At 39.2% G+C, this 23,639-nt stretch carries 10 protein-coding genes; 8 read left to right on the top strand and 2 right to left on the bottom strand.

What is annotated here, in order from left to right:
- The first annotated feature begins 965 nt into the window (after window positions 1–965).
- The 4 genes from BB427_RS13905 (at window position 966) to BB427_RS13890 (ending at window position 9,625) form a co-directional block, all read left to right on the top strand.
- Window positions 966–2,309 (top strand): hypothetical protein, encoded by a 1,344-nt coding sequence (locus BB427_RS13905; RefSeq protein ID WP_069021281.1) that lies wholly within the window; start codon window positions 966–968, stop codon window positions 2,307–2,309.
- A gap of 1,782 nt (window positions 2,310–4,091) precedes the next feature.
- Window positions 4,092–5,216, top strand: coding sequence for a hypothetical protein (locus BB427_RS13900; protein WP_069021279.1), 1,125 nt, complete (start codon window positions 4,092–4,094; stop codon window positions 5,214–5,216).
- Window positions 5,217–7,346: 2,130 nt separating this feature from the next.
- Window positions 7,347–8,534, top strand: coding sequence for a ParA family protein (locus BB427_RS13895; protein ID WP_069021277.1), 1,188 nt, complete (start codon window positions 7,347–7,349; stop codon window positions 8,532–8,534).
- 5 nt (window positions 8,535–8,539) lie between these two features.
- Window positions 8,540–9,625, top strand: coding sequence for a ParB family protein (locus tag BB427_RS13890; RefSeq protein WP_069021276.1), 1,086 nt, complete (start codon window positions 8,540–8,542; stop codon window positions 9,623–9,625).
- A 671-nt stretch (window positions 9,626–10,296) separates the two neighbouring features.
- Here the strand turns inward: BB427_RS13890 and BB427_RS13885 are convergent.
- Window positions 10,297–12,723, bottom strand: coding sequence for an ABC transporter permease (locus tag BB427_RS13885; protein WP_069021275.1), 2,427 nt, complete (start codon window positions 12,721–12,723; stop codon window positions 10,297–10,299).
- Window positions 12,720–13,403, bottom strand: a complete 684-nt coding sequence (locus tag BB427_RS13880; RefSeq protein ID WP_069021299.1) for an ABC transporter ATP-binding protein — start codon at window positions 13,401–13,403, stop codon at window positions 12,720–12,722. Before BB427_RS13880 ends, BB427_RS13885 begins: the two co-directional genes overlap by 4 nt.
- 628 nt (window positions 13,404–14,031) lie before the next feature.
- Here BB427_RS13880 and BB427_RS13875 point away from each other — a divergent pair.
- From BB427_RS13875 to BB427_RS13860, 4 genes are all read left to right on the top strand, one after another.
- Window positions 14,032–15,414, top strand: coding sequence for a hypothetical protein (locus BB427_RS13875; RefSeq protein ID WP_069021274.1), 1,383 nt, complete (start codon window positions 14,032–14,034; stop codon window positions 15,412–15,414).
- 226 nt (window positions 15,415–15,640) lie between these two features.
- The gene (locus BB427_RS13870) at window positions 15,641–18,019 is read left to right on the top strand and encodes a penicillin acylase family protein (RefSeq protein WP_175401283.1); all 2,379 of its coding nucleotides are present in this window, start codon (window positions 15,641–15,643) and stop codon (window positions 18,017–18,019) included.
- Window positions 18,016–19,752 (top strand): cyclic peptide export ABC transporter, encoded by a 1,737-nt coding sequence (locus BB427_RS13865; RefSeq protein ID WP_069021271.1) that lies wholly within the window; start codon window positions 18,016–18,018, stop codon window positions 19,750–19,752. The genes BB427_RS13870 and BB427_RS13865 overlap by 4 nt, the downstream gene beginning before the upstream one ends.
- A gap of 661 nt (window positions 19,753–20,413) precedes the next feature.
- Window positions 20,414–23,638, top strand: a complete 3,225-nt coding sequence (locus BB427_RS13860; RefSeq protein ID WP_069021270.1) for a non-ribosomal peptide synthetase — start codon at window positions 20,414–20,416, stop codon at window positions 23,636–23,638.
- Window position 23,639 lies beyond the last annotated feature (1 nt).

Genomic DNA, 23,639 nt, shown 5'->3' with positions numbered 1-23,639 from the left:
AACTAAATTCAGACTGAAAATTCAATTCACAGCACAAGTGTCCTAATAACCGATTTGGATACAACAAAGCAGGTACACGAAAATGCCTTTGGCTATGCACTATAACAAGCCGTAAAAATGATTTATTTTGAATTACAACACCCAACAACAAGGATGTTTTTTGAATTTGTCATTTTATAAAGTGGTGACCACACACTAATTCAAATTATCCTTAAACAGCTTCAAAGCACTAGAAGCCTATAGATTTCTGAAAAGTCGACGACGTGAAAATTTGTAGATGGTTCATCTCACGCGTGAGATGAACAGTGTCATTGACAAATAAACATCAATAATTATTGTTATGCTTATCTTTTGCAGAAATACTTTTTACTCAATTTTAGCTAGAAATACACCAGCCATTAAGGGACGCCTGTCTTTGTCAGCGCTAGTATAATTTTGAATTTATAACACAATGCGTAGCATGCTACCAGCGATAATTTGACCTAATGTTTAAATTTGAGGTCACAGAAATATTAACCTTTCATCTGTTTTTAGTGATGGATGTAAAGCGTCACGTTAGTACGCCAGTTCAAATAGACTTAATCAAAAATGTTGCATGACGGGCCATTGTTCCTATATTTTTAGGTACAGATCAGTGTTCACATACCTCAAATAATGCACATAGCCCAAGCTCAACTTATGGTCATTTGATGTAATACATGTTGTTCCAATTAAATATGCGCTTACAGTCAGCGCTTTTGTTTTACTCGAAAGGATAGTAGATACCTGTTATCATATCAGGAACGGATTTATAAGTTGTTGCATATCAAAAAATAGGTAGTTTGATACACAATCATACAACATGTTAACCAAAAATGTTTATGATAACGCTGTTGAAACATTAAAATACAGAAAACACCGATAATCACAAAAAACCAAAGATTCGCCTTGTTGCGAATTATATAAACTTTGATTGAGGGAAACTAATGCAAAACACTAACACTCAGAAGCTAGTGGACTATATCTATGACACGAAAGATAGAGTTACGAGCAATATTCATAATCCATATGCACAAGAGATGAACTTTAAATCTTCAGAAAACTCTTACTTTATAACAGAAAATGATGTTAACCAATTTGAGCAGTTTTACGCTGGCCTATTTGAATCTTTACAGAGCAGTTTCGAGCTTTGCGTTCAGAACAAATCATTATTCTTAGAGTATTTCGATAATGCGTCTTTGCATCAACTGCTTAGCAATTCGAAGTTTGATATCTCTAGAGGGGTTTTTCGCCATGACGTGTTACAAACCAACGGGGCTTTAAAATTGCTTGAAGTTAATGGAGGAGCAAATATTGGTGGCTGGGAACTTGATATGTTTGCTCCTATGCAGCTGGAGTACCTCAATAAAACTGGACTCTTTGCACAAGATACAATTACTTATCGATCTATAGTTGAGAGTATGTTTAATAATTTAGCGACCCACATTGCTGCTTTGGAGAAAAAGGAACTAAGTGGAAATATTGGTGTTCTCATACCAGAGGAAAATTACAACGACACAGAAAGAACCAGCTTTTATAATAATTTCCTTAATAGTATTTACCTTAATTCAAAACAATACAAACAAGGTCATATTCATTTGCTTTGTAATGAGAAGTGCATATCTGTTCAAGACGATAAAGGGGTATACCATGGTGATACTCCGCTAGACGCCCTTTTGACGCTTGAGTATATCTCAAGTGAAGAGTTACACGAACAACTGCTAGTATCACATATGCAGAACAAAATATTTTGTTCTGATAGTTTATTGAATGAACTATTATGCGATAAGTCAATAATGGCTTTACTACACGATCCTAGGATCCTAGAACAACAACCACAATCAATCAGAGAGTGGATTGTCAAATATGTACCGTGGAGTATTCGTTTGGACCATTATCTTGATGGTTCATTTGCCTCAAGTTCACAAGTTGATATTAAAAACAATAAAGATGATTATGTACTCAAAAAGCGTTGTTCTTTACAAGGTAAGGATGTCTACATTGGCCGATTCATGGAAGAGGATGCCTGGCTGGCTTTACTCAATAATGTAGAAAACACATCTGATTGGATAATACAACAATATTACCCAAGTGATTTATTACCTACATTCAATGCTGATCTTGAGGTTATCTCCACGCCGTTTGTTTGGGGTTTGTTTGATTTTAACGGGGAATATGGAGGATCTACATTACGAGCTTTTATTAGTGCTGAAGAAAGTGGGGTAATAAATGCTGCTAATGGTGCTGTTGTAGTGACTGTTTTTGAAGAACATCCAGTAGTTAGTAAATAAAGTACTTGATGCTCAATGAAAAGTACCAAGTACTTTTCATTGTTCAATTTCTATCTTTGTAGTCAACTTTCATTCACATGACTTTGCTTGAAACCCAAATTTGTATGCACGAACTTGCCATGTGGACTGACAATCAGAGTCAGTTAAAATGACGCTTATAGAATCTAGTTTACCCCTATAAGGTTATAAATAAGGTTAAATATGGTTAAATCTAAGGTATAAAGGCTAGAGTCGCTGAAATAAAGCTTATCTTATTGTTATATATTAATATTTCACAATATTTCAAAACAGAATTACTACATGTTCAGTTCATGTTTACTACATGTTTTGGATCAAATTTACTATATGTAATAGATCTTTCAAGTAAAAATGTTTTTACTTATGCACATTATTACCCACAGAAAGGCATTTGAGATCAATTTTACTACATGAATTTGTGAAAAGTTATACACAAATTCATGTAGTAGAACATTGATATTTATGAAATTCATATAGTAGATCTGATCTACGATCAGTTTAGATCTAGTTTACTCTATGTTTGACTTGGCTTATCCACATAATCTGGATCAGAATTACCATATGGTTGTGCATCTGAAAGGTCTGGATGGCTTTCAGATGTAAGTGAATTTGGCCATCACAACGACAAGCCACTTTTTTGTCAGAGGAAATCATTTATTAACAGATTCATCAAGCAGGTAGTGGGTAAAGGACTTCGTGTTTTCAAATAAGGGGATTACGTATGATTTTTGACTTATTATGCCCAAAGCCTGAACAGTGAGTTGTGGTCATACTGATCAGAATTACGCTATGTTTTGCATCGTGTCAGTTGTTACAGGACAAATTTACTCTATGTCTTGCAGCCTGAAGTAAGTAGAGATCAAAATTACTACATGTTTAGAAGCGTGTAGACCCTGTAAAGTGCTACAGATCATAATTACTATATGTTTAGAAATAGGTTAGCTGCCAGCTAAAGTGTTACAGATCAAAATTACTACATGTCTAGTAGTTTGCAAGCTACTTTTAAAGCACTACAGACCAAAATTACTATATGTCTAGAAGCGTGTAGGCTTTGTAAAGTGCTACAGATCATAATTACTATATGTCTAGAACCGTGTAGACCTTGTAAAATGCTACAGATCATAATTACTATATGTTTAGAAATAGGTTAGCTGCCTGCTAAAGTATTACAGATCAAAATTACTACATGTCTAGAAGTTTGCAAGCTACTTTTAAAGCATTATAGATCAAAGTTACTACATGTTTAGGTGCTTGCTATCACCTATATGGAGCGTTTAGATCAAAATAACTACATGTTTAGAAGCTTTAAGCTAGTTGCAAATTATGACAGAGCAAAATTACTACCTGGCTAAAAGTTCTCGCCGCCATTTTAGTCGTACAGATCAAATTTACTACATGTCTAAAAAGCTTTAGGTTGCCTTTAAAGCGGTACAGATCGGAATAACTACATGTTTAGAGGCTCGCAAGCGACTTTTAGCGCTTTACAAGATCACAATTACTACATGTCTATAAGCTTACTTGTCACAGATCAATTGTATTAGGCCACAATTACTACATGGCGTTAGGTATGTTGGTGGTTTACAAACGAGGAAATTGTCTTTTTAGATCAGATTTACTATATGTTTTCTTAAAGCAGATCAGATTTACTACATGTTTTCTTAAAATAGATCAGATTTACTACATGTTTTATACGGTGTCTAAGTTTAATTTGGGTGACTAATATTGTAACTTTAAATGGTGTAATACAGACGTGTAATAACTTAAATGAAAAACGTATCACTCAGTAATCTACCTTCTTCGGTTAGAAGAGATATAGAACACATTGAAACTGCTCAACAGGTGCAGCAGCTTTCTTTGTTTGTTGAAAGTAAAATTTCTAATGCTGGTTTACGTAGCCCAATAAGTAATACGTTTGTTGGTTACGATTTGTGGTCACGTTTCATTAGGCACAAACGAGAGCAAGTTCCTGTTTCTGAAGCGAATAACAAAGTTATCGTGTCTCGTAAAGTTTCTGAAAAAATAGATAATGTCTTATATGAGGGGGTGCTAGAGATCTCCCCTGCCCTTATCAGAGGTAAAGATACTGACTATTTGGCTTGGCCATCCGATCGTGAAGAAAAAGTAGAGCGAGCTTTAATCAGGCTTGGTGCCCAAGGTAAAATTGTCAAAATATCAGGCAGAATTGGTGAGCGGTATGCTATCGTGTTTACGCTCAGAGAATTGCAAACTGAGTTGAAATCTGTATCTCAAACACTTTCTGTGAATGAGATTAAAGAGTCTTTGATAATCTTAAAAGGCGCTGAACTATCTATGCAATATCAAGAAATTGATGGAGATATTGAATCGTATAGTGAGTCAAGAATGAACTACATCAGTAGTATTCACTTCTCTGGTGCTAGTGGAAAGTCTACTGTTAAGTGCATTGCATTCCTAAACGAAGTTATGTCTCAACAAATAGAAGGGTTGACGTATAGAAGTTATTACTTTGATCGAGTTCAATCATTTAAGCGCTCCTTGAGTAGATGGTTGGCACTGCGACTGTATCAAGTATTTAAATATGCTGCAGTGGGAAAAACATATCATTTTATGCTGGTTAATATGTCGATTAAATTTGGCTCAATCACTTCTGAAAAAGAGATTCCTAACAGGTTAACGGCTATTCGCCGCGACATGACAACAACAATGAAGGACTTTATTGAGTCTGATATTATAGAAAGTTATATCATCGAAAATGTTAAAGATGATTCAGGTGTGATTGTGGACTACAAATATGAGATACATCCAACAGAGCGCTTTTGTGACGAGGTATTAAAACTAAATAAGCAACACAAAGCGCGATTAGCTAAGGCATCTGCTGCATTAAGTGAAGGTGCACAAATAAAAGAGTAAGAATAAAGGCGACTTGTGGCTGTTTGAAAGGAAACACTGGCATGTGAGATTTTTGCAGGCTACTGGCTTAGGAAGTATTAGTCGAGGCATACGGTAGGTTTAGTTTTCGAATATATTCATACCTATTTATTCCGAAATGTAATGGCGCCATATTTAGTACAACTTACGTTAGTAGAATAATATTTCTCGAAATACCCCATTGTAGATTGCTCCCCCAGAGCACAGTGCAAGCGCTCACAATTATAAATTTTTGGCCTTTATCTGTAATGCAAAAAACTGGCTGAAGTGAATCAAACAGATATGAATGTAGTCCAGCTTTTAGATAGCCTTGCACAAACCAAACACCGTTACAAATACTTGCTGGTTGTAATCATCAAACCCTCGATAACCTCGCATAATACTTATTAGGGGCACTGACGACTCTGATGTGTGAGTTGAAATCTACCTTATTCTGTTTCAGCTCGGGTGTAGATTTAGCATGTTTTCCTTATTCTTAAAGCACCTTTTATTCCATACTTTGCCCGAGGTTTAAAGCGTTTTGGAATGCTCAACCAAAGTTCAACGCTGGTAGAAAAGTTTGGATGTAATTAACCTGAGCTTCGGATAATTAATGCCTTTCTAGCAGCCTGTTTTAGCGCTAACTGCGTTGAATTCACTTCCAATAGCCAGCTATTGGTGCGTAAATTCGCCTTGTTATCCCTAAAACTGTCTGGCTAGATAAGGGTATAATTTAATGTGTTATTAAAAACAATGAGTTAGCTCATTCCTTATCCAAACCTCAGGTTAATTACCTCTCTCAATTTGAAAGCGTAAGCACTCGAAGCACAATAGAGCTGGTTCCAAATCTTGCATGAGTTTAGTTTTGCTCATCTATTAAGGGGAGAAAATGGCTGCGCTGAAGGCTATTCAATTTTTAATTACGCTCCATGTGGTGCGAATAAAGAGCATTCTTAGATTGAGTTAAGTGAGCGTGTCTGGTAACTATAGCCATTAAAAAAGCATTGGTCAGCGATGTCTTGCAAACTAATTTGCAAGACTTACATGCGCACAACATCTATTATTGGATTTAGTTTTTATTAATCTTTTGTATTGCGACTATCATTTCTATCACTGTTGAACTCGCAACCAAACGATAGAGCATTGCTTCACTTCACTAAGGACTTTGATTGACTATTTGGCTGGTATAAAATCTCTTTGGCTTTGTGGACCTGCACAATTTATTACTTTAATAAAAGGCTGTATTGCGCTCTTAAATTCACAATTTCTCTGTTGCTAAAAAGCGGCTCATGCGCAGACACTTTTTAACAAATTCAATATTTAGTAAACCTCTGTGGCAAAACAATGTCAGAAAGGCAATAAGATATGTTGTAGTATTCTATCGAAGCGGGAGGCATCGATTGCCTTTTACATAAGATATTAGTTTCGACCTTAGTGTGTGCCTGTTTTGCTTTCTTTTGTAAGGAATAAACTATATTGCTCAAATCGAGACTTGAATCTCTTATGGCACACTTTTAAGGTAACCCTTGTTGCTTTACAACTTGCTAAAGCCCCTCTTCTGGATCTACGGTGTGGTAAATGCATTACTAAGACGCATTTACTGGAGATAAATCGTCGGTTATGGGATTCAGCTTTGTATGGAATCTGTGCTGTTGTAAAATATAAAGCGATCTTCAGATTGGCACCCCCTCCCCTCTATCCGTAATCTTTTCTGCGGATGATAATTCGATGAACTTGCACTGTAGAAGAAGGTTTACTCATTTTATTAGTGGATATTGAATTTGTCATTATTCAGCTAAATAATGACAAGGAAATTGCTTTTAAGGGGGATATGCAGTTAGAGAGAGTGAGATATTCGATGAATTACGCAAAGCAGCCTAATTTAGCGAGTGGTGCACTTCAGACTTGAATTCGCGTGTATGTGAGGAGATTTATCAATACCTATGACTTAAGCGCTATTTATTCGATTGCAAGCGTGTTTAAGAGACACATCATTCATCCTTAGCACTATTTTAACTATTAGCCCATTTTATTATGAGTTATGGTTCTTTTTTTTAAACTATACCTCAATTTTTGGTTCGCATTTTAAATTTTGCGGTGTATTATGAAAATGTAATCATTAAGGAGAAAACAATGAGCAGAGAATCTACGGCACAGCTTTTTTATGATTTGGGCGCTAATGCAGAGGCTTATATTCAATTTCGAAATTCAAAGATACTTGATGAATCTCAAAAAGATGTACGAACTTTTAGTAAAGCTGAAGCTGCAGAGCATCTGGGCATCAATGTAAAGACGCTCGATAAGTATGTGGACAAAGCTGGTATTGACCCTAGGCGGCACATTGATGCTGCTTGGATTTTAACCATTGAAGAGTTGTACTGTGTTCGTAATATGATCCCTGAAGATAAGCGAAAAGCCCCTAAATTTAAAAGGGCGCTCCATCAGAAGACTCAGCGCATTGTTATCCAAAATCAAAAAGGCGGTGTCGGTAAAACCATTGCATCTGTCACCGTCGCTGCGTGCCTTGCAACTGAGTTTCATGAAGAGTTTCGAATAGGTCTTGTGGATATGGATCCGCAAAGTACGGCTTCCATCTATTATGCGCCTGAGGCAGGAAAACAAAATTGCTTTTCAGTTGGCGACTTGCTGACTAATAATTACGAGTTGGATGAAGGCGAGACGCTAAAGGATGTTGTGTCATCATCGTTTTTAAAAACAACTATTCCTAATTTACGCGTTTTGCCGGCTACTCAGAGTGATCGCTCAATTGAGGGGTGGTTTCATAAAGCCTCACATGACGGGACTTTAGAATCACCATATACTCGACTCAACGAAGTATTGTCTTTAGTTGATGATGAATTTGATATAATTTTAATCGACACTCCCCCCTCTTTAGGTTTTGGTACAATTAACTCATACTTTGCGGGAACGAGTGTAATATTCCCTGTATCGGTAACAGAAAATGATATTGATGCCACGTGCTCATATTTTAGCTTTATACCGCAAGTGTGGGAACTAATAGCAGGTGCTGGACACCCAGGGTATGATTTTATGAAGGTATTACTTACAAATTATAAATCCTCCAACGGCACAGCTGAGTTGCAAAGTCGCTTTAATGAGTTCTTTTCTCACCATATTTATTCAAAGGAATTTAAACATTCTGAATCGATAAAAGTATGCTCAAGTGTTTTGTGTACTGTATTCGACATTTCAAAGAGCTCTTACCCCAAGAGTAAGCTATCTTTTGCTGGTGCTGTGACAAACGCAAAAGAAGTCACGTTGCAAGTGCTTAGTGATGTTAAAATGGTGTGGGGTAGGTAGTAGTTATGGCGAAAAAAAGAGACCCGTTTGGCGTAAATCCATTAGGCAATACGCCTGGTGGCCAAGAGGCTGCAAATGCGGCAAGTAAGTTTAAACTTGATAAAATATTTAACGATTTGACTGAGTGCTCCAGTGCGATGGGGGTCGACTTACGTGAAACGTTACAGGATAGATTCGGTATAGTTAACGATCCTAAGAAGTACGATTGGAAACTAGACTCAGGCAGGGTTGTTACATTTTATGAAGTGGAGCTTGATTACGAAACAATCCGTGATCAAACCTTTGTAAGGTTTAACGTAAATGGGCGTGACCAAACTTACTTAAATAAAGAGTCGCTCTCAGATTTGGATAGTTTGGCTGATCAGCAGTTTTATCCAGCGATTGCTAGGGCTGTCGATGATAAATTTGAAATTCTTGATGGCTCGCGTCGTCGTGCAAAGTTTTTACTCGCCAATGCGAAAATTGCTAAGTTTCGATTGTTAATTACTAAAGATGAACTGTCTGTGGCTGAAGCAAGAGAGTTTGCTAAGAAGCTGCAGACATCAAAAGAGCACTCTTTGCGTGAGATTGGTAAAAGAGCGTTGGCAATAAAGTCGGAGTTGCCAGATATTGGTCAAGTAGAGTTGGCTAAGCAATTAGGGGTTAGCCAGGCCAAGGTGAGTAGGGCACTGACGTGTGCTAACGTGAGTGATGAGTTGGTTCTGCTATTTGGAACCTTGGACGAATTAACGTTTGAGGACTTCAAAAAGCTTGGAAAAATCGAAAAAATGCTCGGTGGTAATATGGTTACACTTGTTCAGTCGGTTAAGGCTGCTTTGGATAGTGGAGAGAGTAATAGAGAGGTAGAGCGTAAACAGTTTATCTTCGAGCTGATCCAAAGCGGATTGAAGGAGCTAGAGTTCAGTGTTTCTAAAACAAAAGCTGTGAAGGTGACTCAGTTAAAAGAATATAAAAGCGCTGGAGTTTATGCCCGAAAAAAAATGAGTGGTCGCACTTTTGCGTATGAATTCTCCCGGTTGCCGGACAGCATTCAACAACAGCTGGATAAAGCGATAATGGATGTGTTGGAATCAAACGCTAAAAACCATTAGCTTGTAACTCACATTTGTCATTATTCAGTTGAATAATGACAAATGCCTGCCACTTTTGGCTCTTCGGAAAATGACATATCTAAGCTCAAAAGCGACCAACGCAGTAATTAGTCTCTGAGTCATCATGAAGGCCAATGGCACCACACTCGTCTACTTTGATGAAAGCAATATGATGAAGTACCTTTGCAGAAGTTTGAAAAACTGATCAAAGGCTTTAATTTAGAAGTAGGTGTACTCTTAATACATGCAATTCTCTTGGATTTCGAGGTGAATACCTAGCGAACAATGTGAATTCGTAAGTAGCTTGATTTTTATACGTAGTTACAATAGTCGATTGCGGTTCACTTATCTAATCGTTTTTCAAATTCATTCTTGTTTTATTATTTCCGCGACTAGGTGAATTAACTAAGCTAAGTGTCTGCAGAATGATTACACCATCGGCTCTCTTATAGCGCTTACAATTTAAAGAAGTTTAAAAAATGGGGTATCGACCTTTCTTTGGAATATCATTGAAGTGGCGAAGTTATTGCCAGCTACGAAATAGTTGTACTAAATTGGGGGGAGTTACAAATAGGAAATGGGGTTGGATGGTAGAGAGGCTTTTTGGATAATTTCATATATGCCCTTGAACACCTCAAGGGCATAGTGTTTGTTAACGCGCCTTGCTACGTTTAATCGGCGCCTCTTAAACAATGAATGGAGGGGCGGTTAATGTACTTTCTCAACGGCGCATAACAAGAAAACAGCGACAAGGAGAAAATCATAACCAACGTCAGCGCAAATAGTGCAATCGCACCTTGCAATTCAAGGGCAAGGATTTGTTGCTCAAATGTTGTATACACGGTAATGAGTATCCCAATCGATAATACAACGCCAAATGCGACTGAAGCAAAGCTCTCTTTTACGATTAATTTGATTATGTCAGCACGGTTCGCACCGATGGCCATTCTAATCCCAATTTCAAATTTACGCATTTGAATCACATAGCTCAGAATACCAAATAACCCAATGCCTGCTAGGAACAGAGTTAGTGCGGATAATACTGCAGTTGTGATGGCCGTCGTAATTTGAGCAAAAAGACGCTTGTCTTTCACCTCTTCTAGGTTTTGGTATTCATATAGCGAATACAACGAAGTATTTTCATTGACCAAATTGACCAATGTTTGCCTTTCTAACACTTGATTATCTTTTAGCTTAATAATGAGCTGAGCCCATCCGGGAGACTGCGGACCGTAAGCGCGTTTAGGGATCTCGCTCTCACCAGGTAGTCTCATGCTTTTTACCACACCGATCACTGTTGCAGTATGGTTGTCACCAAAGCTTATTTGCATACCCAAGGCACTTCCTTCAGGGGCGAGTGATTTGGCAAATACATCGTTGACTATGATCGCAGAGCGCCAGTTTTGAACATGCTCTTCTGTGAATGATGAGCCTTCAAGGAGAGGCTGTTTCATGAACTTGAAGTAATTTGGAGCAACATTACGATGCTCTAGACCCAGCTTTTCATTGGTGGCAACAACCGTAATCGCGCGTCTTCCAAAAGGGCTTAAAGGGGGAGGCGATTGGTTGATCTCTTCTATTTGTGGAAAGCTTGATAGTCCGTCTATTAGCTCTCTCATAAACGGCGCTGTTTCAGACAGAGAAGGCCAAGAGTTTCCTCTAACTATCAAGCTGACCGTGTGTTTATTCTCTATATCGATCCCGAGCGGTGTGTTGATAGCACTAATCGCATTTTTGAATAAAATGAGGTTGCCAAATATCAGCGTCGTTGCTATGGCTACCTGACTTATAATCAGGATAAGTCTGCTTTTCTCTGAAACCTGAACACCCGTCCCCTTTCCGCTAGAATTTAGAGACAAGTTGAGCTTTCGATAATTGATAATTCGACTGCAAACCCATGTGAATATTAGTGAGAAGAATAGCATTAAGAGTACACCAACTAACACAGTGCCAAACCCTATTTGCAGCTCACCCACTCTAGGTAATAAATCACTTAAATAGCGCTGGAATAAACTAAACCCAAATGCGGAAACAAAAAGTGCGACTATGGTAGAGAAAAACATTAAAAGCATAGATTGTGCAAATAAGTTTCCAAAAATGTGTGACGGTGCGGCGCCCAATGCCGCGTGGATCGCTAATTCTTTTTGTTGATGTACTGTTCTTGAAATAAACAAGTTTGCAATGTTTACACACGCGATAGCCATAAGGCCGATGATCCCTATCAATAACAAAAAGGCAGTTACTTTACTGTCTCCGAGAATAATGTCATCAAATGAAGCTAGCTTCATTTCTATTTTCCAGCCGCTGAAAAAGGGTATATCGGTGACGTTATTTCGCCATGTACTGTCTATCATTTGAGTAATTCGTTGCTCTGCCTGAGTCACAGTTAGCGTATCATTCAGTTTACCGACAAAAGTAAATGTATTGCGAATACTGCCCCAGCTATCTTTTAGCTCAGTAGCAGGGTTAAACTCCCAAGGTAGCCATACAGCCGTTTTCCGACCCATTTCATAGATCTGTGGTTCGTAAAAACTTTCAGATAAAACACCGATTATTTTGTAGGTGACGCCGTTAAAGGTAACGCTCTGAGATAAAATGTCTGGGTTGCGATTAAACTCTTTTAACCATGAGTCATAGCTCAATACGGCGACTGGTATATGGCTACCAACCGATTCTGACTCCTCAAACCCTCGTCCTAAGGCATATTCTGCCCCAATTAAGTGAAACCATCGGTGAGTAACAAATGCGATATTTGTAGTCAGTTGTTCCTCAGAGGCCGTATTAACACTACTACCATGATAGATGAGCGCAGAGTCGCTGAATTCTGTTTGTTCTTTAAATAGGTGTAACAAGGTAGGGTAAGTATATGCTGTGATATCCTTTTGACCTGTTGCGTTCAACATATCTTGATCAATGCGATACAGCCGTTCTTGATCCGGATAAGGCAGTGGTTTGAGTATCATTAAATAAGCGAGCGATAAGATACAGATTAAAGCGCCTAATGTGACCCCCATAGTCATAACGACAGCGGAAATAAAGCCTTTATTGGACTTTAAGTTTTCCCAAGCCTGTTTTTGTTGGTATATAAATTGGTTCATACCACTTCTCTCAACTCTACGTCCTCTACAATCACTCCATCACTAAGGTGAAGCTGGGTTTTGGCCATAGCGGCGTGGTTGCTGTCGTGTGTAACCATTAATATGGTTGTACCTGACTTGTTTAATTTGTCTAGCACGCTCATAACTGCTTCGCCACTTTTAGAGTCAAGGTTACCGGTTGGCTCATCCACCAATAAAATTGAAGGATCCTGAACCAGTGCACGTGCAATTGCGACTCGTTGCTGTTGTCCCCCAGAGAGCTGATTAGGTTTGTGGTCTTTTCTATGTAGCATTTCTACTGCTTGCAAACACTTGGTGACTCTTTGCTCCATTTCCTCTGCTGAAACTTTATCTTTTCTATAGCGAAGTGGAAGTGCAACATTGTCGTAGACAGACTGACTATCAATTAAGTTGAAAGATTGAAAAACAAACCCTAACTTACTATTTCGGATAGCCGCTGCTTTATCTAGTGACAGGCTTGAGACATCTTCTCCATCAATGAAGTACTGACCTTGGCTTGGGAAGTCTAATAAACCAAGGATAGAAAGGAGCGTGGACTTACCACAACCAGAAGGACCTGATATGGATATGTAATCACCAGCCTGAATTTCTAGATTTATATTTTTGAGGGCGTGTGTTTCAATATCTTCGGTTTCAAATACTTTCGCAATATTCTGCATTTTTATTTTTGGATTTGGCACAATTAGGTCCTTGTATGAATTCGAATGATTATAGATAAAATTGAAGTGATATTGTGACAGCTAGGGCTATCTATATGGGAAAGATACTTCCCACAACTTCAGTTCACATGTTGCTATGTAAAAATAAAAAAAATCTTTTCCGAGTGTAACAGCTATAAACTTTCTTGAAAACCCCGCACATAAGCTTTAGCTTTGCAAGAGGTATAAATAGCTGTATTCATCGTTTTTATGAACAGAGATTTGCCACAAAACTCAAGCCGGAAATTAGTGAATTTGGGAACAAAAGGAGGTGTGTGTTCTTTTAAAGTTATTATTTTTTATCGAAGGGAGAACGATAATTGAGTAACTTTATACTTTTTGGATGTGTACCCCCCTTACTTGACAAGAAGTATTGAGTTGATTATAAATGTCCTAATAATTTGCATACAGCCTATTGTTATCATCCAAAGTAATAAACAAATATTGTTACTACTAGACAAATTTCCGTCTCTGTTTTATGAACTTGTTAATCAGTAAAAGTAACTTCATGGTTAACGTTCACTGTAGGATTGCAAGCCGTATCTCAGAAATAAAAACATCATTCAGCGAAAATGAGAAATGGATATTTATGATTCAAACAACAAAATTTGCAGCATCCTTGTCTTCAATCAATCAGGCTTTTCTAACAAAAGTTAATGAGGAAAACACTTCTCAAGGCAAAATTAAGTTCGATGATTTAGAGCACTTTAATCAATATAATTATGCCAATGTTACCTTAAACCCCTTTCCTTTATTCATTGATTCTAAATCAAAGCAATCGTTGGCGGAATGCACTGCACAAGTGATTCGATTAACGGTTAAAATGATCCGTGGGATGGTTGAAGAAAGTCTTGAAGCCGCGAGTGCATTTTACGATATCGAACCTGATATCTTAAAGCGAATCGTCGACATTGATATTGAGTCGCAAATACTGTGTCGCTCAGATATTGTTGTTAATGAAGATGTGATGAAAGTACTGGAGCTTAATGTCAGCTCTAACATGGGCGGATGGGAAAGTAGTATTTATGATCAGGTATATAGAAGTCAGGCTTTCATTGGTGACTTTCTTGCTGAACACCCACAAGTTTCTGTTACGGATCCGATTATACAGTTAATACATTCACTCAAATTTGCAATAGATTCGGTTGTGAGTGATGAGAATCAAGAAAGGTGGATCGCTGTATTTATTCCTGCAGAAATGATGGGATCTCCAGTTATTGAGTTCGTCAATAACCAATTTTCGCATGCAATTGAAAGCCTAGACTGCAAATTGTCAGTTGTGTTTTTGTCAGATGAAACACAACTCTCCTTTGAAGACGACAGAGTATCGCTATCAGATAAAGCAATCCACTGTATCATGGTGATGGGGCCAACGAGCCCTTTGTCTCTTGAAAGTAAAAATAGAGAAAAGATTCTCAATGCTTTCTTTGCAGGAAACTTAGTGCTACCAGACAGCCCACTCCATGAAGTACTGAATGATAAACGTAACCTCGCATTGCTATTGGAACGCTGTCAAACTCATTTTACAACAGAAGAATGCCAGCAGATCCAGAGTTATATCCCTTGGAGTGTTCAAAGTGATTCAGAAGTGTGTGTGTACAAAGGGAAAGAGCATATATTGAAAGATCTTCTGCTTAGTGCAAAAGATGACTTTGTGCTTAAATTGAACTTTAGTCATGGTGGCAAAGATGTATATATAGGCAGAAGTATGGGCGATGATGAGTGGCAAACCGTCGTGTTGGATGCTGTGAAGAATGCCAATTATGTTGCGCAGGAGTTTTGTATTCCAGGCTGTATACATGGATTGCTAGACGACAAGATCGCCAGCTTTCACCCTGTTTGGGGGATATTCTCATTTAGTGGTTCATATTCAGGGGTATTCGTTAGAATGCTGACCAATGAGCAGTTTTCGTCATCTGGTGTTGTAAATACACATAACGGCGCTCAAGAAACGATTGTTTACGAGGCTTAATTCATAATTTTTCATCTCACGCGTGAGATGGTCAATCAATGCTCAGCCAATCAAGCGTTAACTTGATTAGCTGAGCATTGATACGATTAAAGCTTTATTAGCGTTTTCTGCGCTATTAATAAACTGAAATAGATAATTCAAAGGACATAAGGTGTTTAAAGTGAACCCGTTGGTGCTTAGGTTGATACTGTTCATCCTAATACCGTCTCTGGTATCAGTAATACTGGTGTTAAGATACTTAGAAAGTAGCCTACCAGAAGTTGAAGGCAATAAAGTCATAGAGGGTATTGATTCTACCGTTAGTATTTCTAGAGATAATCATGGTGTCGCTTATATCGAGGCAGAAAGTGATCATGACGTCTATTTTACAATGGGTTACGTACATGCTCAGGACCGATTATGGCAGCTAGAGATTCAAAGACGTATTGCTAAAGGTCGACTTAGTGAAATATTTGGAAAGGCGTATCTTGATTATGATATTTGGATGCGTACCTTAAAATTAAAAAGTGCGGCGCAAGATGCTTTGCTTAAATTAAATCCAGAGGCACGGGCTTCACTACAAGCGTATGCATCAGGGGTCAATGCCTTTTTAAGCCAAAACCAACCTCTACCACCAGAATTTAAAGTGTTCGGGATCACACCTGAAAAGTGGGAAGAGGTTGACTCACTTGCTTGGTATAAGGTCTTTGCTTTGGGGTTTTCTCAAAGTATGTGGGCCGAGACTGAATTTTATGCTGCACAAAAAATGTTACCTACGGAACAGTTATCTGTATTGTTTCCCAGTTATCCAGAAGGCGCGCCTGTTAATGTTGAATTTGATGTAGAGCAGAATAAAGACGCATTGGTCAGCTTACTCAATATTAAAGAAGGGTTAGAAGAGGACCTTCAGATTGGTGGTGAGTATGTAGGCAGCAATGCTTGGGCTGTATCAGGGCAGCATACTAAAGATGGCGTGCCGATAATTGCCGCTGATCCGCACATGGGACTTCAGGCACCTTCTTTTTGGTATGTGGTAAGTCAAAAAGGGAAAAAATTAAATGTAAGTGGAATGAGTTTAGTGGGTTTACCGCTGGTTATTTTTGGCAAAAACGAAAAAATTGCTTGGGCTGGCACCAGCATGACAGCGGATACTCAAGACCTATTTTACGAGAAAGTAGACCCTTCCAATACTAAGAAGTATTTAGATGGTGATCAATGGCGAGAGTTTGAGACAAGGACAGAGAAAATACTTATAAAAGAAGAGAGCCCTGCTTTTCTCAATGAGAAGATCCAACCCGTTGAGGTGGAGGTTCGCTCGACAGTACGGGGGCCTATTATTAGCGATGTTGTTTCTGGCTTTGATTATCCAGTGTCTTTAAGTTGGACGAGCTTACAATTTGATGACACGACCTATAATGCCTTATTCGAACTCAGTTATGCACAGAACTGGGACGAATTTAAACAGGCGTTAAGCCAAATGGTAGCACCAACTCTAAACCTTCTTTATGCTGACACGGATGATAATATTGGCTTTCTAGGCGCAGGAGCAATACCGATAAGAAACACAGGTGATGGTCGGTTTCCTGTACCTGGTTGGGAAGCTCAGCATAAATGGATCGGCGTGATCCCGGCTGAACATATGCCGATGAGTTTGAATCCTGAAAATGGATATATCGTTTCAGCAAATAATAAGGTTATTGACGACAGCTATCCATACTTTATTTCTCACGATTGGGCTCCTCCGTCTCGTGCGCAGCGAATTGAACAGCTATTACAGCAAAACCTGCCCAATGGGGTATCTATGGAAAATATGCAGAATATGCAAGCGGATACCGTTGATTTAGGGATGTATAGCACACTCAACCAAGCATTGGATATGTTAGGGACACTGCCACAACATGAAGAAGTCATATCTCTGCTTAGGGCTTGGGATGGTGATATGAGCAAAGACAGTGTGGCAGGCAGTATCGCGTATATCTGGCTTGAACTACTGAGCGGCGAACTTTTCCAAGATGACTTGGCAGATTACTGGAATGGCAGGACTAAGCGTTTCATCAATAGCATTCACGATCGCATTGGGTTTGAGCATATCCAACTTGCTTTGGCTGATAAGGCGTATAATTGGTGTGATTACCGTTCTACCAAGACCGTTGAATCGTGTAATGTAGCTTTGGCAAAGTCATTAGAAAGTGCCCTGAAGAGGCTGAAAAAGCTCAAGGGGAGTAATATGAACAATTGGAAATGGGGCGAGCTTCATTACAGTGTGTATGCTCACATGCCGCTGAGTGAATTTCGTATGCTACAAGGTTTTTTTGAGCGACGTCAGCCAGCAGGAGGAACGCCGGGAAGCATTAATGTATCTAATGCTAGGTTTGACCAGTCAAAAGGCTATGCTCAAAATTTTGGAGCCGGTTTCCGTCAAATTATTCAGATGAATATGACAGAAAAACAGCACCTATACATGAACTCAATGGGTCAATCTTCACACATTATGAGTGAGCACTATGATGATATGGTTTTACCTTTTGCCAATGTTGAGTATTACTCATTAACCAGTGACTTTAGCAGTAATACGCAAAAAGTCCTGATTTTAACCCCAGCAGAAAAACAGGGGTCAGCGAAATGAAATTATTCGAATCGTTCAGTATAAAATCTCCCAACCTGATGTTTCTATCTATTGTTTTTGGCGCATTGGGCGGAATAGCCTATGGTATGTTAATCCCTTTGGTAATAAATAGCTTGATGGTAGATACGAGTGGGTTAAGCTACGTGGAATCAGGTATCCAAACTGTATTCTCACTTGAAGTGTCTAACTACAAAAAAGCGCAGCTGTTCTTTTTCACCTGTTTGTTCGTACTTTTTGCCAGAATAATTTCTCAAGTTATTTTGACGCGAATTTCTTTGGAGATCACAACTGACTTAAGAGTTAAATTGTACAAACGAATTCTGAAAGCACCGCTTGAATCTGTTGAGCGAGTTGGCGCTTCTAGACTGATTTCTGGCCTGATCACTGACGTTGATAGAGTGATTTTTGGGGCTAGAACTTTCCCCATGATCTTGGTAAATGCCGCGACGTTAATCGGTATGTTGGGCTTTTTATTTTTTCTAAACGCAGATGTATTTTACTTCATAATCAAGGCGATATTCGTAGGTGTTATTTTCTATCAGGTGCTAGTTTATTTCGGAAATTGGTACTTTATAAAATCTAGGGACAAGGTTGATTTGTTGCATGAGTCTATTCGTGCGCTTATTTATGGGATCAAAGAGCTTAAAGTAAATAAACAAAGCCAAGATAGTTTTTTTAAAGACTACCTACTAGAAAATGAGTATGCAGTATTAAATGCTTCTAGAACGGGTTACACAGTCACCAGCGTGGCTGTTAACTATGGTGGCCTGATCAGTTTCTTTATCATTGGTTATCTCTCTTATGTTTACATTAATTACAATGCGATTAGTTCAGCCGAAGTTATAAGTGTCATTATGGTTCTGCTGTACATTGCTACGCCTCTTGCTGCTTTGATGGACTTTACGCACGAAATCGTCACAGCTCGAATTTCACTAAAGAAACTGGATACGCTTATTGAAGAAATGCCCAATGAAGGAGTGAGTGAAGAGATCAAAACCCTGCCCGCATGGAATGAGATCACTTTTAAAGACATAGGTTTCCAATATGCCACCAATGAGAATAGCAACCAGTTTTGCGTAGGGCCGGTGAGCTTTGAAGTGGAAAAATCGCAGCTTACGTTCATTGTGGGTGGTAACGGTTCAGGTAAGTCAACACTTGGAAAAGTGATTAGTTTGCATTACGGCGCAAAACAAGGTGAAATTCATTTTGGTCAGACGAAAGTATCCGGAGACACGTTAAATAGCTGCAGGCAAGCTGTCGGTTCAATTTATTCGGATTACTATCTATTTGACCGTCTTCTTGGCAATGTAGATGAGCTTTCGGTTCAAAAAATTGAACACCTTATGGAGGAGCTGGCACTTACTGAAAAGGTTTCTATTGTGGATGGTCGTTTTTCAACCACGTCTTTGTCTGATGGTCAAAGAAGGCGTTTGTCGCTGTTGGTTGCTTTTATGGCTGATAAAGAGATGTACTTGTTTGATGAATGGGCGGCGGATCAAGACCCTGAATTTAAAGAAGTGTTTTATTATAAAATTTTGCCAGAACTACGTGCGCAAGGAAAAGCGGTTGTCGTGATAAGTCATGATGATAGATATTTCCATATCGCCGACAAGATATTGATTATGGAAAGTGGCAAGCTTGTAGAGACTCGATATAATAAACAAATCGGATCTAAGCAAGCCCTAGCCGATAATGTAAAGAGTCAGGATAGAGACTCCGCTGGTGTGGTTTAAACAAATCAATCAAGTATGGGGTTGATTCAAATATAAAAATATTGACATATCTAACAGGGGCGCGTAATTTTTTGGCTCTGCATTTTTTGGGTTGTAAAGCGTGATTATAACTGTAACATGCATTGTAAGTTATGATATCAAAAAGCAGCTCCTTGGTTAGGTATGTCACCACCTTAAATATTAACAGTGCATGCATACCCACTAACTATAGGCGATTTGGTGATTTTTAATTATTTCTTATCACCATGTGGTCACAAAGCAGGATTCTGGCAGAACTGAAAACAGTTAATAGAGATTCATGATTCCAGTACTCTCAATGAGGACTTGTGTCGACATCATCATCGATATGTCATTTAAATTGATCTATCGGACGACCACTCTATTTTGAATCACAGCTCTGTGATCATCGTATATCATGTTGAACTAAAAAAATTAATCAGAGAAGAACGGTGTGCTTGTGCGATAACACTGGGCTTTTAAACATAAGCGTATCAATGTAATTGTTAGCCCGCTTACTCTAATGTGAGAATTGGTATTGACCTAGGCAAACTCACATTGATTTAAGTCGTTTATTTTCTGACGAGTTGCCGGTAAATTTGGCAGATCAGTTTATCAATGTACTCAATTGACTCACGCGTGAGTAATAAAAGAATGGAATAAAATGGAAGTAGAACTTTCCTCTAGAATCAAACTATCGGCTCAGCAAACGGATATCTTTTTAGATCAGCTTATTCATAAAGATATCCCACTTTATAATATTGGTGGCTATGTTGAGTTTGTCGGAGACGTCGATGTTGACATATTGCTTGAGGCTCATCGTCTTATGGTCACGCATGCTGAAGCGTTTTCTACTCGATTAGAAACAGACTCAGAGAGCTTCTATATGGTGTGTGATGCACAACCTGGAGAAGCGAAAATTCATGATGTAAGCATGGCTGACGACCCTAAATTTGCAGCAAGATTAACGATAGATGAGTTGTATAAGACGAACTTTGACTTTGCACAAACCATGTTTGTTAGCGGCCTTATCAAGCTAACAGACCAAAAGTATTGGTATTATGGTATTGCCCACCATTTGATCATGGATGGTTGGGGGTTCTCTAACTGGGTGCAATCATTGTGTAAGCTGTATAATGAATTAAGCGAGGGCGTGCAACCGTCCATTAATTTTCCTTCGTTTAAAAGTCTGGTCGAGAAGGAAAATGAGTATCTTGATTCAAATCGTAAAAATAAAGACCAAGAATTTTGGAAGACGACCTTTGACTCGATACCCAAGCTTTTACTCACGCCACACAATAAACATAAGTTAACCCCTCAGGAGCAGTTTAAAAGCAAGCGAGTATCCACGTTACTCGATTATAAAACCTTTGAGTCACATCAAGCATATGCAGCGTCAATGGGGGCCAGTGTCGTACAGCTTTATCTTGGCGCTATGTATATTTATTTTAGTCGTGTCTATTCACAAAAAGAGTTGGTTTTCTCATTGCCTGTCCATAACCGGCGTACCGCCGATGCCAAAAGAACGATAGGAACGGCTTTGAGTGTGTATCCTACTCAGATATCTGCTGAGCCGGATATGACAGTTTCTGAATTGATCGAATATATTAGCAAGCGTCAAAAGCTAGAGTTTCGCCATCAACGCTATCCAATGGGCCTATTGCACAATGATCTGGAATTGCGTAAACGCAATCAGCCAAGGTTATTTGATATTAGTTTCAATTATCAAAAGCTAGACTATGAAGTGTCAGTGAATGGCTTAAACACTTCAACTTACTTTTTGACAAATGGCTATGAGCAAACGCCCCTCACATTTACTGTGTGTGATTTTGGTGCCCATCAGCCTGCAGAGCTGCAAATTGACTTCAATCTAAGCTATTTCGATAGTGACAAAGCACAAGCGATGCTAAAACGCTGGTCCTATATAGTTGAGCAGATGGTTGCGTCTTCAGAGAGAAAAATCGCTGAACTACAGCTTACCAGTCGAGATGAACAGGCCCTGCTGCGCCAAATTAACAGCACACAAACTCAGTGGCCAACCGAGCATTATATTACACAGTTTGAACAGCAAGTAGATAAAAGCCCTGCAGCGATAGCCTTGCGTTTTGAAGATGAAGTGTACAGCTACGAACAGCTGGATAATAAAGTTAATCAATACGCTCACTTACTGTATCAGCGGGGAGTAAGGCCCCATGATATGGTTGGGGTGTGTTTACCTAGGCAAGCGGAGCTGGTCATTGCGCTTTTGGCCGTGATGAAGCTGGGGGCAACGTATGTACCAATGGATCCTAGTTTTCCTATTGCTAGGCTAGCGCATATGTTGGAATACTCCGAGCAAAGCTTTTTGATAACCTCTGAGCGACTCGCCACAGAGTTGACCCAGTTAGAGGTTAAACATGCCTTGCCCGCATGTATTCTGCTAGAGCAGCTGCAAATTAAAGCCAGTACGATGCCTACCTATCGCATGGGCAGTGAATTAAGTGGTGAAGATCGCGCTTATGTACTTTTCACATCGGGTTCTACAGGTGTGCCAAAGGGGGTTTCGGTCAGTCATGCGTCATTATTAAATTTTTTAATGAGTATGGCGTATAAGCCAGGGTTTAGCGCTGAAGATCGCTTACTGGCAGTGACGACCATCTCTTTTGATATCGCGGGATTGGAATTATACTTACCCTTGTTATGTGGCGGTACTTTAGTGTTGGTCAGTAGCACAACAGCACGCAATGGTAAAAATTTGCTTAATGCAATATCACAATATGAAGTAACCACATTGCAAGCAACCCCCGCAACATGGCAATTGTTAATTGAAGCCGGGTGGTCATCTAAATTACCCGTGAAAGTACTTTGCGGTGGTGAGGCTCTGACTGCGACTTTGGCTGAGCAATTGTTGAGTCGAGCCAAACAAGTTTGGAATTTATATGGGCCGACAGAAACCACCATTTGGTCTACCGTTTCCTTGGTGTCAGATAAAGACGATATTAATCTCGGTAAGCCTATCGATAATACGCAAGTATATTTGTTGGATGAACACTATCAGCAAGTACCGTATGGAGAGAAAGGCCGGCTCTTTATTGGTGGACAAGGGGTCGCTCAAGGATATTTTAATGATCCCAATCAGACTCAGGCCAAGTTTATTAACTGGTGCAATTTTGACGGGATAAATGAGCGTATTTACGACACCGGGGACTTTGCCAGTTTAGGACAAAATGGTAATCTCTATTATCATGGGCGAACAGACAACCAGATTAAATTTAGTGGCTACCGAATAGAACTCGGTGATATTGAGTCGGCACTAAATGGTTTTGCAGGTATAAAAGACTGTATTGTTAAAATACAGCGTGATGATACGAGCGGAACTACAAATGCCAATGAGCGTGACTTTTTGGTGGCATATTATGTGTCATCTACCTCTATCAATGTGGATGAATTGAAGCGCTTTCTTGGTACGCAATTACCTAGCTATATGATGCCTCTCGTGTATGTCGCGGTAGATGAATTTCCCCTAACACCCAATGGCAAAAAAGATCGTGCGGCATTGAAAAAAGCGACGCGCCCGCAACACAAAGTAGAGGGTAGTGCATTACCTAGCTCTGAAATGGAAAAAGTCATTGTTTCTGTGTGGCGGGAAGTTTTGTCGCTGGATCATATCAGTGTAGAGCAAAACTTATTTGAGATAGGTGCTGCCTCAATAGACGTCGTGCGAGCTGGAAATAAGTTGGAAGAGCGACTGAGTCGCTCTTTAGATACTGTAAATCTATTTGAACATACAACAATTCGTGCGTTGGCAAAATATCTAACAGGCGACAAACCAGATGTACCAGAGATGGATAAAGCTGAACAAATGCAAGCGGGCAAAAAAAGAATGATGCAGAGAAGAATGCGGAGATAAC

Origin of the sequence: Pseudoalteromonas sp. BMB, assembly GCF_001709235.1 — a bacterium.
Classification (GTDB): Bacteria; Pseudomonadota; Gammaproteobacteria; order Enterobacterales; family Alteromonadaceae; genus Pseudoalteromonas; species Pseudoalteromonas maricaloris.
Note: the sequence above shows the minus strand (reverse complement) of the source record. Positions and strands in the feature narration are given on the sequence as shown.

What these genes read in the sequence shown, in the direction of transcription:
- BB427_RS13905 (WP_069021281.1), top strand. Translation starts at nt 966, where the DNA reads ATGCAAAACACTAACACTCAGAAGCTAGTGGACTATATCTATGACACG.
- BB427_RS13900 (WP_069021279.1), top strand. Translation starts at nt 4,092, where the DNA reads ATGAAAAACGTATCACTCAGTAATCTACCTTCTTCGGTTAGAAGAGAT.
- BB427_RS13895 (WP_069021277.1), top strand. Translation starts at nt 7,347, where the DNA reads ATGAGCAGAGAATCTACGGCACAGCTTTTTTATGATTTGGGCGCTAAT.
- BB427_RS13890 (WP_069021276.1), top strand. Translation starts at nt 8,540, where the DNA reads ATGGCGAAAAAAAGAGACCCGTTTGGCGTAAATCCATTAGGCAATACG.
- BB427_RS13885 (WP_069021275.1), bottom strand. Translation starts at nt 12,723, where the DNA reads ATGAACCAATTTATATACCAACAAAAACAGGCTTGGGAAAACTTAAAG.
- BB427_RS13880 (WP_069021299.1), bottom strand. Translation starts at nt 13,403, where the DNA reads ATGCAGAATATTGCGAAAGTATTTGAAACCGAAGATATTGAAACACAC.
- BB427_RS13875 (WP_069021274.1), top strand. Translation starts at nt 14,032, where the DNA reads ATGATTCAAACAACAAAATTTGCAGCATCCTTGTCTTCAATCAATCAG.
- BB427_RS13865 (WP_069021271.1), top strand. Translation starts at nt 18,016, where the DNA reads ATGAAATTATTCGAATCGTTCAGTATAAAATCTCCCAACCTGATGTTT.
- BB427_RS13860 (WP_069021270.1), top strand. Translation starts at nt 20,414, where the DNA reads ATGGAAGTAGAACTTTCCTCTAGAATCAAACTATCGGCTCAGCAAACG.